This window comes from Citrobacter sp. MGH103, from assembly GCF_001034475.2.
GTDB lineage: Bacteria > Pseudomonadota > Gammaproteobacteria > Enterobacterales > Enterobacteriaceae > Citrobacter > Citrobacter freundii.
Window position 1 is genome coordinate 4,026,095 of sequence record NZ_CP073043.1, and the last position, 16,964, is coordinate 4,043,058.

A 16,964-nucleotide genomic window follows, 5' to 3' on the forward strand; every position below is an offset into this window, starting at 1 on the left:
TCGCTTATCAGGCATCCTACACAGGTTTATTCTGTAAGCCGGATACGGCATTTACGCCGCCATCCGGCAGTTTCTTCGAGCCTCTTAGCAAATACATTGTCTGATTCTGTAATTTCGTAAAAGTCCTCGGAATCCGCCTTCCCATTCTGTTTTTTGTCTCTCGCCGTCCTCTCGTCGGTTTGCCAAAGTAGCGCCAGCAAACTCAAGGAGTGAACAATGAACAAGCAACGAGGCTTTACGCTTATCGAACTCATGGTGGTGATTGGCATTATTGCCATTCTTAGCGCCATCGGTATTCCGGCATATCAAAACTATCTGCGCAAAGCCGCGCTGACAGACATGCTGCAAACTTTTGTCCCCTATCGCACAGCGGTTGAGCTCTGTGCACTGGAGCATGGAGGAACAGATACCTGCGATGCCGGAACGAATGGTATTCCCACGCCAACAACTACCCGTTACGTCTCAGCCATGAGCATTGAAAAAGGCGTTGTCAGCCTTAGTGGGCAGGAAAGCCTGAACGGGTTAAGCATCACCATGACACCAGCTTGGGACAATGCCAACGGCATTACCGGCTGGAACCGTAACTGCATCATCCAGAACGACAGCGCATTGCAGCAGGCCTGTGAAGATGTTTTCCGCTTCGATACCCACTAAGGAACAGAGATGAATACCACCCAGCTTACAGCGCTATGCCAACGTTATCAGGGAATATTACTGGATGCAGACAATGAAGTGGTGCATATCGCCGTCGTAGACGCCCCATCACACGAACTGCTGGATGCACTGCATTTTGCCACCACCCGGCGCATCGACATTGTCTGCTGGACACGTCAGCAAATGGAAGGCCACACGCATACACCGCAGAAAATGCTCCCTGCAGTAGTCACAAAAAGCAGCGCCAGCGCAGCAGACTTGCTGAATCAGACGTTTCATTCCGCTCTGGAGAAACGGGCTTCTGATATTCATTTTGAGCCAGCGGAAAATCACTATCGGATCAGATTACGTGTGGATGGAGTACTCCACGCTTTACCGGAAATCACGACCGAGATGGGCATTGCCATCACCGCGAGGTTAAAAGTATTAGGCAGTCTGGATATTGCCGAGCATCGGCTTCCACAAGACGGACAATTTACCGTTGAGATTTCAGGAGAACCCATCTCGTTTCGCATCGCCACCCTGCCCTGTCGCTACGGCGAAAAAGTCGTGTTGCGGCTACTTCATCAGGTCGATCAGTCACTGGAGATCGCCGCACTGGGGATGCAAGACGCGCAGCTGGCCGCATTTTCGCAAGCCTTGCAGCAGCCTCAGGGGCTGATTCTGGTTACCGGGCCTACCGGAAGCGGTAAAACGGTCACACTGTACAGTGCGCTGCAAACCCGAAACACGCCAGATGTAAATCTCTGTAGCGTGGAAGATCCGGTAGAGATCCCGATCGCAGGCATCAACCAGACGCAAATTCACCCACGCGCCGGTTTGACTTTTCAGGGAGTCTTACGTGCTCTGTTGCGCCAGGATCCCGACATTATCATGGTGGGTGAAATCCGCGATGGAGAAACAGCAGAAATAGCCCTTAAAGCCGCACAAACCGGTCATCTGGTTCTTTCTACGCTGCATACCAATTCCACCAGTGAAACGCTGGTGCGTCTGCAACAAATGGGGGTCGCACGCTGGATGATCGCCTCCGCGCTGACGCTCGTCATTGCACAGCGGTTGGTCAGAAAGTTGTGCCCCCATTGCCGACAACGTCAGAGTACGCCTATCACACTCCCGAAAGCTGTCTGGCCTACACCACTACCGAATTGGCAGGCCCCTGGCTGCAAACATTGTTATCACGGATTTTATGGCCGTACGGCATTGTTTGAAGTACTCCCTGTTACTCCGGCATTACGTCAGAGTATTGCCAGTGGCACCCCCGTAGACGGAGTGGAACCTGATGCTCAGCTATCAGGGAGAACGCTTTTCGAGAATGGCTGTCAGGCCGTCGAGCAAGGATTAACGACATTTGAAGAGCTGATTCGTGTACTGGGCATGCCTCATGTCCGCTAAACAGCTTTGGCGCTGGCAAGGCATTAACAACAAAGGTAAATCGCTGGAAGGTACACTATGGGCCGATACCCGACCGTCATTAATGCTGGCTCTTGAGAAACAACAGATTACGCCGCTACGCATTAAACGTATGCGTGTCAAAACCTCGCACTGGAGCCGTACAAGAAGTGCCGAAACCATACACCAGTTGGCGACATTGCTAAAAGCAGGGTTAACGCTCTCAACAGGGCTAGCTCTGCTTGCTGAACAGCATCCCAGCAGTCAATGGCAGGCGCTACTGCGTACGCTGGCTTGCGATATGGAACAGGGCATTACCCTCTCCACCTCACTATCACAATGGCAACACGTTTTTCCGCCCCTTTACCAGGCAATGATCCGCACCGGAGAGCTTACGGGTAAGCTGGACGACTGCTGTTTTGAACTCGCCTACCAGCAAAAGAAACAACAGCAACTTGCTGATAAAGTTAAAAAAGCCCTGCGTTATCCGCTTATCATCATCACAATGGCGGTGTTGGTCGTATTTGCGATGTTGCAGTTTGTACTCCCTGAGTTTGCCGCCATCTACCAGACATTCAACACCCCGCTACCGGCCCTCACTCAGTGGATTATTACCATCGCACACTATAGCAGCCAATGGGGATGGCTGGCGGTAGCACTTGGCCTGGTAGCGGTTGCGGCACATCATTTGATAAATCAGAAACCGTACTGGCTCGTTCTGCGCCAGAAATTGCTGCTCAGCCTCCCGGTCATAGGGCCGATGGTGAGAGGGCAAAAGCTCACGCAGATCTTCACCGTTCTGGCGTTAACGCAAAATGCGGGCATTCCCTTTTTGCAGGGTCTTGAGAGCGTTACCGAAACGCTGGCTAACCCTTTCTGGTCGCAACGTTTAGCGCTGGTTCAGCACGACATTAGCACCGGAAAGCCGGTCTGGTTAGCGCTTAAAAATAGCGGTGAATTCAGCCCATTGTGCATACAGCTGGTCCGAACTGGTGAAGCTTCCGGCTCGCTGGATGCAATGCTGCGCAATCTCGCGCATCACCATGGCGAGAAAACCCTGGCTCAGGCTGAGAATTTGGCTGCATTACTTGAGCCTGCGTTGCTGGTCATTACGGGGCTTATCATCGGTACGCTGGTTGTCGCGATGTATTTACCGATTTTCCATTTGGGAGATGCGATGAGCGGAGTGGGATAAATTCAAATGCCGGATGGCGACGTAACGCCATCCGGCATTTCACAGAACGACCTGTTTTACAGGCTATTGAATACGCGGTTCTCTTGTTCCTGTACACGAATAAACGTTGTACGTTTGGTCAGCTCTTTCAGACGGGATGCGCCTACATAGGTGCAAGCAGAACGCAAACCGCCGAGAATATCGCGAGCGGTATTATCAACCGGGCCGCGCAGTGGCAGCTTGACGGTTTTACCTTCTGCAGCGCGGTACTGTGCAACACCACCAACGTGACGCGTCATGGCAGATTCTGAGCTCATACCGTAGAACAGCATGAATTTCTCACCGTTTTCTTCAACAATTTTGCCGCCGCTTTCTTCGTGACCGGCCAACATACCGCCGAGCATAACGAAGTCTGCGCCGCCGCCAAACGCTTTTGCAACGTCACCCGGCATTGTGCAGCCGCCGTCGCTGACAATCATGCCGCCCAGACCGTGGGCTGCATCCGCACATTCAATAACCGCAGAAAGCTGTGGATAGCCAACGCCGGTTTTTACACGCGTGGTGCATACAGAACCTGGGCCAATACCTACTTTGACAATATCAGCACCGGAGAGCACCAGCTCTTCACACATTTCACCGGTGACCACATTGCCCGCACAAATCGTTTTTGTCGGCCATGCTTCACGCGCTTTCGACACAAACTGAACAAAATGCTCTGAGTAGCCATTTGCCACATCAATGCAGATAAAATTCAGCGCTGGGTTGAGCGCCAAAATCTGTTTGGTTTTTTCGAAGTCTGCGTCAGACGTGCCAGTTGAAACCATTACGTGTTTGAGTACATCGGCAGAGCTCTCTGCGATGAAGGCGGCCCAGTCTTCAACAGAATAGTGTTTGTGCACAGCAGTCAGGATGTCGAAGGATGCCAGCGCCGTTGCCATGGCAAACGTCCCGACAGTGTCCATGTTCGCGGCAATAATAGGTACGCCGGACCAGGTCTGACCTGAATGCTTAAAGGTAAATTGACGTTCCAGCTCAACATCGGAACGGCTTTTAAGAGTAGAACGCTTAGGGCGGATAAGAACGTCTTTGAAACCTAACTTCAGATCTTCTTCGATACGCATGTGCGGATTCCTGGGGTTAATGGCGAAAAATCGAAACTCACAACTCCAGTGACGCTATCATACGCACTAATCAATGCCGCGCAAGACTGCGAAATTCTCTTTTTTTACGCTACAATCCCATAAATTTACCTGGCGAATAGTAGGTTAATCCTGCAGCAGCCTCGCCTTCGCACGCTTAACTTTTAACTGTTTGATAATCAAACTTAAACTCCAGGATCGGCATCTATGAGGTATACGGTAGCCTTAACCGGCGGCATTGGCAGTGGTAAAAGCACCGTTGCAAATGCGTTCGCTGACCTCGGAATAAACATCATTGATGCAGATATTATTGCGCGCCAGGTGGTTGAACCCGGCACACTTGCTCTTAAGGCGATCGAAGAACATTTTGGTTCCGAGGTTATCGCCGCAGACGGATCGTTGCAGCGGCGCATTTTACGCGAACGCATTTTTTCCGCCCCAGAGGAGAAAAGCTGGCTGAATGCCCTGCTCCATCCGCTTATTCAGCAGGAAACGCAGCGCCAGTTTCAGCAATCGACCTCACCTTACCTGTTATGGGTTGTCCCTTTGCTGGTGGAAAATTCGCTGTATAAAAAAGCCGACCGCGTACTCGTGGTGGATGTCACGCCCGAAACCCAGCTCAGACGCACCATGCAGCGTGATGACGTCACACGTGAGCATGTTGAACAAATTCTTGCTGCCCAGGCAACGCGTGAAGCGCGGCTGGCCGTGGCAGACGATGTTATTGATAATAATGGCGCACCGGAAGCCATCGCCTCGGATGTCGCCCGCCTGCACGCGCTCTATTTGCAATGCGCGTCGCAGTTTGTCTCACAGGAAAAACCGTAATGCACACCCAGGTCCTTTTTGAACACCCTCTCAATGAGAAGATGCGTACATGGCTGCGCATTGAGTTTTTAATCCAACAGCTCTCCGTTAATTTGCCCATTGCTGACCATGCCGGCGCTCTGCATTTTTTCCGCAATATCGGAGATTTACTGGATGTATTTGAACGCGGCGAAGTCCGTACCGAACTCCTCAAAGAACTGGAGCGACAGCAGCGAAAACTCCAGGCCTGGGTCGAAGTTCCCGGCGTCGATCAAAGCAGAATCGACTCTTTGCGCCAGCAGTTAAAAAGTGCAGGCAGCATTCTGATTTCTGCCCCGCGTATTGGACAGACGCTGCGCGAAGATCGTCTGATTGGTCTCGTACGTCAGCGTTTAAGTATTCCTGGCGGGTGCTGCAGTTTCGATCTGCCGACTCTGCATATCTGGTTACACCTGGCGCAATCGTATCGTGACGCGCAGGTTGAAACCTGGCTTGCCAGCCTGAATCCGCTTAATCAAGCGCTGTCGCTGGTGCTGGATTTAATTCGCAACTCAGCGCCGTTTCGTAAGCAAACCAGCCTGAATGGTTTTTATCAGGACAACGGCGAAGATGCAGATCTGCTGCGCTTGCAGCTGCCGCTTGATTCGCAGCTTTATCCGCAAATTTCTGGTCATAAGAGCCGTTTTGCCATCCGCTTTATGCCGCTGGATAGCGAGAATGGTCAGGTGCCTGAGCGCCTCGATTTTGAACTGGCGTGCTGTTAAGGAGTCAACATGTCTGAACAAACCATCGTCAACTGCCCAACCTGTGGCAAGCCTGTAGTATGGGCTGAAGTCAGTCCGTTTCGCCCATTCTGCAGCAAGCGCTGCCAGTTAATCGATCTGGGAGAGTGGGCTGCAGAAGAGAAACGCATCCCAAGCTCAGGCGATCTGTCGGAAAGCGACGACTGGAGTGAGGAGCAGAAGTAATTGTGCTAATACGTAGGGCGGGCAAGCGTAGCACCCCCGCCATAATTTGCCGGATGGCGGTGTTGCCTTATCCGGCCTACGAACACCATTATCCAGTAATCAGCTTTTCAATGACCGGTGCATTCGCCGGCGGGAAATCTTCCGCATTCAGAGCATATTGCGCAATCCACTGCGCCGGTTGCCCCTCTTTTCCCCACGGCTCGCCTTCCCAGCTTTCAACCAGCCAGAACCACAGAGTGATATGCCTGTCCGGAAACTGATACTCCAACTTTTCGAACAATGAACTTTGAGTCGGTGTGATCCCTACTTCTTCCTGTAGCTCGCGAATCAGCGCCTGCTCCGGCGTTTCGCCCGCTTCAATTTTCCCGCCGGGGAACTCCAGCTTATTGGCCATGTGGGCATCAGCCGCACGCTGGGTGATAAAAATTTCATTGTGCTGATTACGAATAATCCCGACGGCGATCTGCAATATTTTCATTTTCATCGTCCATAAAAAAGGCGCAGAAGTCTGCGCCTTTTCAATAAGTTATTTTCTTAGCTCAGACGGCCATGACACTGTTTGTATTTCTTGCCGGAACCGCAAGGACACGGATCGTTACGACCCACTTTACGATCGCCAGTTTGTGCCGCCAGCTCTTCTGCCGCAGCAGAATCATCACCTTTATGGCTCAACTGCTGCATCTGCGCTAAACGCTCAGCTTCTTCGCGACGCTGCTGCTCCATCGCTTCTACTTCTTCAGGCATACGCACCTGAACTTTGCTCAGAGTGCTGATCACTTCGTACTTCAGAGATTCCAGCATTGATGCAAACATAGAGAAGGATTCACGCTTGTATTCCTGCTTCGGATCTTTTTGCGCATAACCACGCAGGTGGATACCCTGACGCAGGTAATCCATCGCAGCCAGGTGCTCTTTCCACAAAGAGTCGAGCGTTTGCAGCATCACGCCTTTTTCGAAGTGACGCATCATCTCCGCGCCCACAACTTCTTCTTTGCGCTGATAAACTTCTACTGCGTTTGCCAGAATACGTTCGCGCAGCGTTTCTTCGTGCAGCTCAGGTTCTTTATCCAGCCACTCTGAAATCGGCATATCCAGATCGAAGTCGTTTTTCAGACGTTCCTGCAGACCCGGAATATCCCACATTTCTTCCAGAGACTGCGGCGGAATATAGGCATCAATCGTCGCTTTGAAGACGTCTTCGCGAATGCTGTTAATGGTTTCGCTAACGTCAGTTACGTCCAGCAGTTCGTTACGCTGGGTGTAGATAGCACGACGCTGGTCGTTGGCAACATCATCATATTCCAGCAACTGCTTACGAATATCGAAGTTGCGGCTTTCCACTTTACGCTGCGCGTTAGCAATTGCTTTGGTCACCCATGGGTGTTCAATGGCTTCACCAGGCTTCATACCCAGTTTACGCATCATGCCGGACACGCGGTCAGAGGCAAAAATACGCATCAGCGCATCTTCCATCGACAAATAGAAACGAGAAGAACCCGCATCCCCCTGACGACCAGAACGACCACGCAGCTGGTTATCGATACGACGAGATTCGTGACGCTCAGTACCGATAATATGCAAACCACCAGCAGCTAATACCGCGTCATGGCGAACCTGCCACTCGGCTTTGATCTGCGCGATTTGTTCCGGAGTTGGGTTTTCCAGCTCGGCAACTTCTGCCTGCCAGCTACCGCCCAGCACGATATCGGTACCACGACCCGCCATGTTAGTAGCGATTGTCACGGCAGACGGGTAACCCGCCTGTGCGACGATATCCGCTTCGCTGGCATGGAACTTGGCGTTCAGAACGTTATGTTTGATGCCTGCCTTGGTCAGCTCGTTAGAGACCACTTCAGATTTTTCAATGGAGATAGTACCCACCAGCACCGGCTGGCCATTTGCGGTACGCTCTTTAATATCTTCAATGATCGCCTGAATTTTTTCCGCTTCGGTCATGTACACCAGATCCGGTAAATCCTTACGGATCATCGGGCGGTTAGTTGGTACAACTACGGTATCCAGCTTGTAGATGGAGCTAAATTCAAAGGCCTCGGTATCTGCTGTACCAGTCATACCGGCCAGTTTTTCGTACAAACGGAAGTAGTTCTGGAAGGTAATAGATGCCAGCGTCTGGTTCTCGTTCTGGATCTCTACGCCTTCTTTAGCTTCAACAGCCTGGTGCAGACCATCGGACCAGCGACGCCCCTGCATGGTACGGCCGGTGTGTTCATCAACGATGATAACTTCGCCGTCTTTCACGATGTAGTCAACATCGCGGGTAAACAGCACGTGCGCACGCAGTGCGGCAGTCACGTGGTGCATCAGCATAATGTTGCCTGGAGAGTACAGAGACTCGCCCTCATCCATAATGCCTTCGTTAACTAACAACTCTTCAATCAGTACCAGACCACGTTCGGTCAGGTTAACCTGGCGCGCTTTCTCATCAACAGAGAAGTGGCCTTCCCCCTGGAACGTGTCGGAATCTTCCTTCTCCTGACGGATCAGGTGTGGGATGATTTTGTTCACTTTTTTATACATTTCCGAGCTGTCTTCAGCCGGGCCGGAAATGATCAGCGGCGTACGCGCTTCATCGATCAGGATGGAGTCAACTTCATCGACCAGCGCATAGTGCAGTTTACGTTGAACACGCTCTTCCGGACTAAACGCCATGTTATCGCGCAGGTAGTCAAAGCCGTATTCATTGTTGGTACCGTAAGTAATATCGGCGTTGTAGGCTTCACGCTTGGCTGGCGCTGGCAGGCCAGACATGTTGATACCAACGGTCATGCCGAGGAATTCAAACAGCGGGCGGTTATTTTCGGCATCACGCTGAGCCAGGTAGTCGTTCACGGTAACTACGTGCACGCCCTTCCCGCTTAATGCGTTCAGGTAGGCTGGCAGCGTCGCGGTCAGGGTTTTACCTTCACCAGTACGCATTTCCGCGATGCAGCGATCGTTAAGCACCATACCGCCCAGCAGCTGAACGTCGAAGTGGCGCATACCGAACACGCGTTTACTCGCTTCACGCACCACTGCGAACGCTTCCGGGATCAGGCTCTCAACGCTGGCACCTTTTTCCAGACGGGCGCGGAATTCAGCGGTCTTCGCTTTCAGTTCATCATCGGAGAGTTTTTCCATCTCCGGTTCCATTGCGTTGATGACATTGACCACTTTACGCATACGACGCAGCGTACGCTCGTTACGGCTACCGAATACTTTGGTTAATAATTTGATTAGCATAATAAAATCTCAAACGCCCCGCGATGCGGAGTCAAAATTATAAGTTGGAAGGTTCTTTTTTAGCTGAGGCGTTGAGGACCAGCGCGGATACCCTGCAGCTGGCTGATCCAGACCGGAACGCTAAACGCGGCCTGAGAAGTAAAGTGGGCGTATGTCACGCGACTTACTGTCGCGGGCGGAGTGCCTTCTTGCGTCAGCATCGCGCTGAGCGTATTCAGTAACGCAAGATGGTGTGCCTGGATTGGCAACGGCTCTTCGGCAACAGGCAACGCCTGAGGCGCCATGGCAAAAGAAAGATGGCGGATAACCGTACGAATGGCATGTTGATGCCAGTAATCGACGGTAAAATTTGGGCGGCGATTAGTCGCTTCCAGCAAAGCAAGCTGGCTAAAGTTAACTTTAGCGGATTGATCGTGATTGCTGGCGGTCGCCTTCGCGGGGGTATTGGGTTCAGCAGCATTACCGAGCGCGGGCAGGCCAAAACTCGCCGCGACCATCCCCAACAGGAGATGCGGCCAGAAGTACCGTCTGCCTAACTGTCGCCAACGCGTCAGTATTCCACTCACGTTTTTGCCACCTGATATACCCTGCGTTTGGGGTTACGAATGCAAAACATTTTTTTGCGCACGAATCTTATCATTAAAGCGTACGCTCCACAGCAGTAATGACAACCGGCCATGGGTAAATATGCTCAAGAAAGCAGCGATCGCACACTATTTTAACCTAGTGGCAGGGAAATATTTGCGTTGGAAAAGGCTGCGTTAATGAGTACATAAAAAAACGACTGGCTCACCTGGCCGGAGAGAGTGCCAGATTTACCAGTCGAATTTATACGACAGCGTATGTCGTTATGCCAGTACGGTCGAAGGTGCTTTGAACGCCAGAGGCAGTTCTGCATCGTCCTGGAAGGTCACATATTCCCAAGCTTCCTGTTTTGCCAGGACCGCCTGCAACAGTTTGTTATTCAATGCATGACCGGATTTATACGCGGTGAATGCACCAATAATGTTGTGACCACACATGAACAAGTCACCAATCGCGTCGAGCATTTTGTGACGAACGAATTCGTCTTCAAAACGCAGACCGTCTTCGTTCAATACGCGATAATCGTCAACAACGATGGCACAATCGAAGCTGCCGCCCAAGGCCAGGCCACGGGACTGCAGATATTCGATATCACGCATGAAGCCGAAAGTACGCGCACGGCTGATCTGGCGCATGAACGCATCTGCAGAGAAGTTCATCGCGTAGCGCTGCGTGCTGGCATCAATCGCCGGATGGTTAAAGTCGATGGTAAAATCCAACGAGAAACCATTAAACGGTTTGAATTCAGCCCACTTATCGCCATCTTCGACACGAACGGTCTCTTTGATGCGAACAAATTTCTTCGCGCTGTTCAGTTCTTCAATACCCGCATCGAGCAGCAGGTATACGAACGGAGCAGCACTACCATCCATGATCGGGATTTCCGGGGCGTTAACTTCAATAACAATGTTATCGATACCTAAGCCCGCCAGAGCAGCATTCAGGTGCTCTACGGTTGAAATCCGCACATCATGCTCATTGACCAGACACGTACAGAGCATGGTATCACGCACAGATTTGGCATCGGCCGGGAAATCTACCGGAGGATTCAAGTCGGTGCGACGATAGATGACCCCGGTGTTGGCCGGCGCAGGGCGTAGCGTCAGCGTGACTTTTTTGCCGGTATGTAAACCGACGCCAGTCGCCTGAACGATACGTTTAAGTGTCCTTTGTTTGATCATCGTATAATCTCGCCAAATTAACTATCCAACCGAAGTGTACTATACATTCGGCGGGCCAGTTTAGCACAAAGAGCGCAGATTCCCAAATTCCAGCTAATTCTTAATCAGCTTGCTTACGCAGGAATGCAGGGATATCCAGATAATCCGGCTCTTTAGTGGTTTGCGGCGTATTGTCGTTAACCACTTTCGCTACCGGCTTCTGTTCTTGCGTCAACGGCGCCATGCCGTGTTGCTGGTAACGATCCATTACCGGCTGCTGTACCTGCTTGTTGGTTACCAGAGTGATTTCAGGACGCTTGTCCATACCAATTCCAGTCGCAACAACGGTCACACGCAGTTCGTCGTTCATATCCGGGTCCAGAGAGGTACCGATTACCACGGTCGCGTTATCCGATGCAAAGGCACGGATGGTGTTACCCACGGTTTCGAACTCATCCAGACGCAGGTCGAAGCCCGCAGTAATGTTGACCAGCACGCCGCGTGCGCCGGACAGATCGATGTCTTCCAGCAGCGGAGAAGAGATAGCCATTTCAGCCGCTTCTTCTGCACGGTCTTCACCGCTCGCCACGCCAGAACCCATCATCGCGTAGCCCATTTCGGACATCACGGTGCGCACGTCTGCAAAGTCGACGTTCATCAGGCCCGGACGAGTAATCAGTTCAGCGATACCCTGAACTGCGCCTTTCAGTACGTCGTTCGCTGCGCCAAACGCATCCAGCAGGGAGATACCGCGACCCAGTACTTTCAGCAGTTTGTCATTCGGAATAGTAATTAGAGAGTCCACATGTTTGGACAGCTCGGTGATACCCTGCTCCGCGAATGCCATACGCTTCTTGCCTTCAAAGTTGAAAGGCTTAGTCACGACAGCAACGGTCAGAATACCTAAATCTTTTGCTACTTCAGCAACCACTGGCGCTGCACCGGTACCGGTACCGCCGCCCATGCCTGCTGCGATAAACACCATGTCTGCCCCGTCAAGCGCTGCACGCAGAGCTTCACGATCTTCGTCTGCCGCATTACGGCCGACTTCCGGGTTCGCACCCGCGCCCAGACCTTTGGTGATGCCGCTACCAATCTGAATGGTCTGTCCAACCGCCGTTTTACGCAACGCCTGAGCGTCGGTATTCACCGCGAAGAATTCAACACCTTCGATGCGCTCACGCACCATGTGTTCAACGGCATTACCGCCACCGCCGCCGACGCCGATGACTTTAATCACCGCGTCATTGGTAAGTTCCATAGGTTCAAACATAGTTTCTCTCTCCGTTGTGCCTGTCGCCTGAGACCGTTAATGTGCGATGGTCTCTTTAAAAATTAAAACTCTTTTCGCAGCCAGCTATTGAGTCGTTTGATCCACGAGCCAACTGATGCCGTTACGCGTTTTTCTACTTCAGCCTCACCACTCAAATGGGATTCTTTTCCGTAGTGAAGCAGCCCCACTGCCGTTGAATAATACGGCTCCTGAGCATAATCCGTCAGACCAGTGATATTCAGCGGCGCGCCAATACGTACTTGCGTATGGAACACGCGCTGTGCGCAGGCCGCCAGACCTTCAATTTGCGCAGCACCACCGGTTAACACAATCCCCGCCGCCAGATGATGTTTCACACCCTGCTGGCGAAGCTGTTCTTGTAATTGCAAAATTTCTTCGTTGACCAGGTTGAGCAGCTCGGTATAACGCGGCTCAATGACTTCTGCCAGGGTCTGACGTTGCAGGCTGCGCGGTGGACGACCACCTACGCTTGGCACTTCAACGCTTTCGTCTTTACCCACGATGGACCCCAGCGCACAGCCATGGCGCACTTTAATGGCTTCAGCATCGCTCGGCGGCGTACCAAAGGCATACGCGATATCACTGGTCACTACATTCCCTGCATAAGGGATAACTTTAGTGTGGCGCAACGCCCCGCCAGTATAAACGGCGATGTCCATTGTACCACCACCAATATCCACCACGCAGACACCCAGCTCACGTTCATCTTCCGTCAACACGGAATAACTGGCTGCCAACCCGGCAAAAATCAGTTGGTCAACTTTCAGACCACAACGTTCAACAGCTTTGACAATGTTCTTCGCCATGTCGTTGTGGCAGGTAATAAGGTGGACTTTTGCCTGCATACGTACGCCGGAAAGACCTACCGGATTTTTAATGCCTTCCTGGTAGTCAATGGCGTATTCCTGCGGAATAACGTGCAGAACACGATGTTCGTCGCGAACGCGTACGGATTTTGCCGTATGTACCACGTTTTCCACATCTTCCTGCGTCACTTCCTCTTCGGAAATGGGCACCATACCAATTTCATTTTGACAGCTAATATGTTTACCGGAAAGTGCCAGATACACCGAGGAAATCTGGCAATCTGCCATCAGTTCAGCCTGGTCAATGGCGCGCTGTACGCACTTCACCACTGACTCAAGGTCATTCACCCCGCCTTTATCCATACCTCGCGATGGGCAACTGCCCACGCCAATGATATTGACCATACCGTCGGGCAGAACTTCCCCTACTAAAGCGGCTACCTTCGCGGTGCCAATCTCCAGTCCAACTACCAGTTTTCTGTCCGTCGCCTTGATCATTGTTGTTCTGCCTGTGCCTGATTCTGTTGCTGATTAGATTCCTCAGGAGGCAAGGGAACCCAGCCTACTGCCGCTCCTGAGTCATAACGCAAATCAACGTAGCTAATCCGTTTGCCATCGGTTTGCGCCTGCTGCTGTAAAACCGGGTAGAGTTCCACAAAGCGAGCCAAACGTTTTATCGTATCGCCCCTGCCCAGATTGAGCTTAATATCGTTATTCAGCGTCAACTGCCAGGAACGACGAGCGGTCATCGCCGCTTCCTTCAGGGTGAATCTATCCTTAGCCAGCACCTGCCCCATATCACGGAACCCTTGCAACACTTCACTTGCGCTGCCTTCCGGTCCGTACAACATAGGTAATACCTGCTTATTGGCCCGACCGGTTGGGACGCTGAACGTATTGCCTTCGGCATCCACCATATGCTGGTCATTCCAACGCGCAATGGGCACATATTCAACCAGATGAATCTTCAATTCATCGGGCCATTGCTTTCTGACGCTCGCCTGTTTAATCCAGGGGAGACGTTCAATTTGACTCTGAATGATGTTCACATCCTGAGTCATAAAGGTTCCCGGAGCGCCCAGAGCCAGAATGGACTGACGAATATCGTCATTGCGCGTGTAATGCCGTTCGCCGGTTAACACCAGCTTTGACAATGGCAACCGCTGCGCATCTTCCATCCACCCCAACACTACCCAGCCGCTGACAAACACGGTGCACAGCACTGTCAGCAGGAACAGTATTCCTGCAAGACGCGTTCCATTATTGCGGCGTGAGGAGTTTACTTCTTCTTCATCACCGTTTCGCGTGTTCAGCGCAGCCTGCGACATATCAGTCCGCCAACTCCAGAATTCTTACCACCAACTGCGAGAAGCTCAGGCCAGCCTGACGTGCCGCCATCGGCACCAGGCTGTGGCTGGTCATACCCGGAGAGGTATTCGCTTCCAGCAGATAAAACTGGCCATCGCTGTCCAGCATGACGTCAATGCGCCCCCAACCTTTACAGCCCAATGCGGTCCATGCTTTCAGGACTAATTCCTGCAAACGGGCCTCTTGTTCAGCTTCCAGACCTGCAGGGCAGAAATATTGTGTCTCATCAGAGAGATACTTCGCCTCATAATCATAGAAGGTTCCCGCGGGTTGGATACGTATTGACGGTAAAATTTCTTCACCAAGTATCGCAACTGTAAATTCCGGGCCACTGAGCCATTTTTCGATCAGTACTTCTTCATCATGCTGAAAAGCCAATGCTAATGCACCCTGCAAAGCATTTTCTTCTTCAACTTTTGACATCCCTACGCTGGAGCCTTCACGGCTTGGCTTCACAATCAGCGGCAAACCTAACGCAGAGATTTTTGTAACCGCTTCATCGCTAAGACCTTTTTCGAACTCAGAGCGGGTCAATGCAACCCAGGGCGCGACGGGTAAACCTGCGCCCTGCCACAGCAGCTTGCTGCGCAGTTTGTCCATCGAAATTGCGGACGCCATGACGCCGCTGCCGGTATATGGCAGGCCAATTTGCTCCAGCATGCCCTGCAACGTGCCATCTTCCCCGCCACGACCGTGCAGCGCAATAAACACCTTCTGAAAACCCATAGATTTCAGAAGAGTGACATCAATATCTTTAGGGTCAACCGGATGGGCATCGACACCACCTTCGCGTAACCCTGCCAGTACGGCCGCGCCGGAATTCAGCGAAACTTCACGCTCTGCGGAGGTTCCTCCTAACAGGACCGCGATTTTATCAGCCATGTTGTTCTTCCTCCGGGTTTTGCGGCTTCAGTTTGATTTCAGCTAAGGAACGCGCGATTTTGCCGATATTTCCAGCGCCCTGCACCAAAATCAGATCATTGCCGGTTAATACCGGCGCCAGCATGTCTGCCACCTGAGCCGGATCGGATACCAGAATCGGGTCGATCTTACCGCGACCACGGATCGTACGGCACAGCGAACGGCTGTCAGCCCCCGGAATCGCGGCTTCACCCGCGGCGTATACATCCAGCATCAACAGCGCATCGACCTGAGTCAGCACGTTGGCAAAGTCGTCATACAGATCGCGTGTACGCGTAAAGCGGTGCGGCTGGAACAGCATTACCAGATTTTTGTCCGGCCAGCCCGCGCGTGCAGCTTTAATCGTGGCATCCACTTCCGTTGGATGATGGCCATAATCATCAACCAGCATCGCCGTCCCGGCTTTACCGTTTACCGGCTCAAGCGGAAATTCGCCGAGGAAGTCAAAACGGCGTCCGGTGCCCTGGAAACTTTCCAGCGCGCGCAGAATTGCGTCGTCTTCAATGCCTTCTTCTGTTGCAACTGCCACCGCCGCCGCCGCGTTCAGCGCATTGTGACGGCCCGGTGCGTTCAATGTCACACGTAAATCGGCCATCCCCTGACGCAGCAGCGTGAAGTGCCCTTGTGGACCAATCTGCTGGTAATCTTCAACGCGCACATCAGCATCATCGCTGAAACCATAGGTTGTGGTTTGACGACCGACGCGCGGCAACAACTCGCGGATCACCGGATCGTCAACGCACATCACCGCACGACCATAAAACGGTAAGTTATGCAGGAAATTAATAAACGTCTGCTTTAAATTTTCGAAGTCGCCATGGTAGGTATCCATATGATCGGCTTCGATATTGGTAACAATCGCCACCATCGGCTGCAAATGTAGGAACGACGCATCGCTCTCATCCGCCTCCGCAATTAAATAACGGCTATGACCCAGACGCGCATGGACGCCTGCAGCCTTCACCAGACCGCCGTTGACAAACGTCGGATCCAGCCCCGCTTCCGCGTAGATACTGGAGACCATCGCTGTGGTCGTGGTTTTACCGTGCGTCCCGGCAATGGCGATACCGTGACGAAAACGCATTAATTCAGCCAACATTTCAGCACGACGGATCACCGGAATACGTGCTTCATGCGCCGCAACAATTTCCGGGTTATCCGCAGAAATGGCGCTGGATACCACCACCACGCTCGCATCACGCACGTTTTCCGGGCGATGGTTGAAGAAAATCGTGGCGCCCAGATTCGTCAACTGCTGAGTCACCGGATTCGGCGCCAGGTCAGAACCGCTGATCTGATAACCTTCGTTGGCCAAAACTTCGGCAATACCGCCCATACCAGCACCACCGATGCCGACAAAGTGAATGTGCCGAACGCGACGCATTTCGGGCACTATGGAACGCAGTTTTGCCAGTTGTTGTGTATTCATTCTTTAGCCATTAACTTCTTAGTTCATGCG

16 protein-coding genes are annotated in these 16,964 nt (G+C 52.2%); 6 read left to right on the forward strand and 10 right to left on the reverse strand.

What is annotated here, in order from left to right; all coding sequences use genetic code 11:
* Positions 1-216 precede the first annotated feature (216 nt).
* From ppdD to hofC, 3 genes are read left to right on the forward strand one after another with little or no spacing between them, the layout of a single operon-like run.
* Positions 217-654 carry a prepilin peptidase-dependent pilin gene (gene ppdD, locus SK33_RS19510; protein WP_003018724.1) on the forward strand — a complete coding sequence of 146 codons (438 nt, stop codon included), beginning with the start codon at positions 217-219 and terminating at the stop codon, positions 652-654.
* A gap of 9 nt (positions 655-663) precedes the next feature.
* On the forward strand, positions 664-2,046 hold the full coding sequence (gene gspE / locus SK33_RS19515; RefSeq protein WP_048219703.1) for a type II secretion system protein GspE: 1,383 nt from the start codon (positions 664-666) through the stop codon (positions 2,044-2,046).
* Positions 2,036-3,238 (forward strand): protein transport protein HofC, encoded by a 1,203-nt coding sequence (gene hofC, locus SK33_RS19520; protein ID WP_048219705.1) that lies wholly within the window; start codon positions 2,036-2,038, stop codon positions 3,236-3,238. The genes gspE and hofC overlap by 11 nt, the downstream gene beginning before the upstream one ends.
* A 56-nt stretch (positions 3,239-3,294) precedes the next feature.
* On the opposite strand, the gene SK33_RS19525 is transcribed toward hofC, so the two are convergent.
* A complete protein-coding gene (locus SK33_RS19525; RefSeq protein ID WP_003829510.1) occupies positions 3,295-4,338 on the reverse strand; it encodes a GMP reductase in 1,044 nt (347 codons plus the stop codon).
* Between the two features lie 225 nt (positions 4,339-4,563).
* On the opposite strand from SK33_RS19525, the gene coaE reads away from it, so the two are divergent.
* From coaE to yacG, 3 genes are read left to right on the forward strand one after another with little or no spacing between them, the layout of a single operon-like run.
* A complete protein-coding gene (gene coaE, locus SK33_RS19530; RefSeq protein ID WP_048219707.1) occupies positions 4,564-5,184 on the forward strand; it encodes a dephospho-CoA kinase in 621 nt (206 codons plus the stop codon).
* Positions 5,184-5,927 (forward strand): cell division protein ZapD, encoded by a 744-nt coding sequence (zapD, locus tag SK33_RS19535; RefSeq protein WP_003837445.1) that lies wholly within the window; start codon positions 5,184-5,186, stop codon positions 5,925-5,927. The genes coaE and zapD overlap by 1 nt, the downstream gene beginning before the upstream one ends.
* 9 nt (positions 5,928-5,936) lie before the next feature.
* A complete protein-coding gene (gene yacG, locus SK33_RS19540) occupies positions 5,937-6,131 on the forward strand; it encodes a DNA gyrase inhibitor YacG (RefSeq protein WP_003018740.1) in 195 nt (64 codons plus the stop codon).
* A gap of 88 nt (positions 6,132-6,219) precedes the next feature.
* Here yacG and mutT read toward each other — a convergent pair whose 3' ends face one another.
* From mutT to murC, 9 genes are all read right to left on the reverse strand, one after another.
* On the reverse strand, positions 6,220-6,609 hold the full coding sequence (gene mutT, locus SK33_RS19545; protein ID WP_003837443.1) for an 8-oxo-dGTP diphosphatase MutT: 390 nt from the start codon (positions 6,607-6,609) through the stop codon (positions 6,220-6,222).
* Between the two features lie 56 nt (positions 6,610-6,665).
* On the reverse strand, positions 6,666-9,371 hold the full coding sequence (gene secA, locus SK33_RS19550) for a preprotein translocase subunit SecA (protein WP_003018746.1): 2,706 nt from the start codon (positions 9,369-9,371) through the stop codon (positions 6,666-6,668).
* 59 nt (positions 9,372-9,430) lie between these two features.
* Entirely contained in the window at positions 9,431-9,937 is a 507-nt protein-coding gene (gene secM / locus SK33_RS19555; RefSeq protein ID WP_003018748.1) for a secA translation cis-regulator SecM, read from the reverse strand.
* Positions 9,938-10,219: 282 nt separating this feature from the next.
* Positions 10,220-11,137, reverse strand: coding sequence for a UDP-3-O-acyl-N-acetylglucosamine deacetylase (lpxC, locus tag SK33_RS19560; RefSeq protein ID WP_003018750.1), 918 nt, complete (start codon positions 11,135-11,137; stop codon positions 10,220-10,222).
* A gap of 100 nt (positions 11,138-11,237) precedes the next feature.
* Positions 11,238-12,389, reverse strand: coding sequence for a cell division protein FtsZ (gene ftsZ / locus SK33_RS19565; RefSeq protein WP_003018753.1), 1,152 nt, complete (start codon positions 12,387-12,389; stop codon positions 11,238-11,240).
* Between the two features lie 62 nt (positions 12,390-12,451).
* Positions 12,452-13,714, reverse strand: coding sequence for a cell division protein FtsA (gene ftsA, locus SK33_RS19570; protein WP_003018755.1), 1,263 nt, complete (start codon positions 13,712-13,714; stop codon positions 12,452-12,454).
* Positions 13,711-14,544, reverse strand: a complete 834-nt coding sequence (gene ftsQ, locus SK33_RS19575) for a cell division protein FtsQ (RefSeq protein WP_003018758.1) — start codon at positions 14,542-14,544, stop codon at positions 13,711-13,713. The genes ftsA and ftsQ overlap by 4 nt, the downstream gene beginning before the upstream one ends.
* A 1-nt stretch (position 14,545) precedes the next feature.
* A complete protein-coding gene (locus tag SK33_RS19580) occupies positions 14,546-15,466 on the reverse strand; it encodes a D-alanine--D-alanine ligase (protein WP_003018760.1) in 921 nt (306 codons plus the stop codon).
* A complete protein-coding gene (gene murC / locus SK33_RS19585) occupies positions 15,459-16,934 on the reverse strand; it encodes a UDP-N-acetylmuramate--L-alanine ligase (protein ID WP_003018763.1) in 1,476 nt (491 codons plus the stop codon). The genes SK33_RS19580 and murC overlap by 8 nt, the downstream gene beginning before the upstream one ends.
* Positions 16,935-16,964 lie beyond the last annotated feature (30 nt).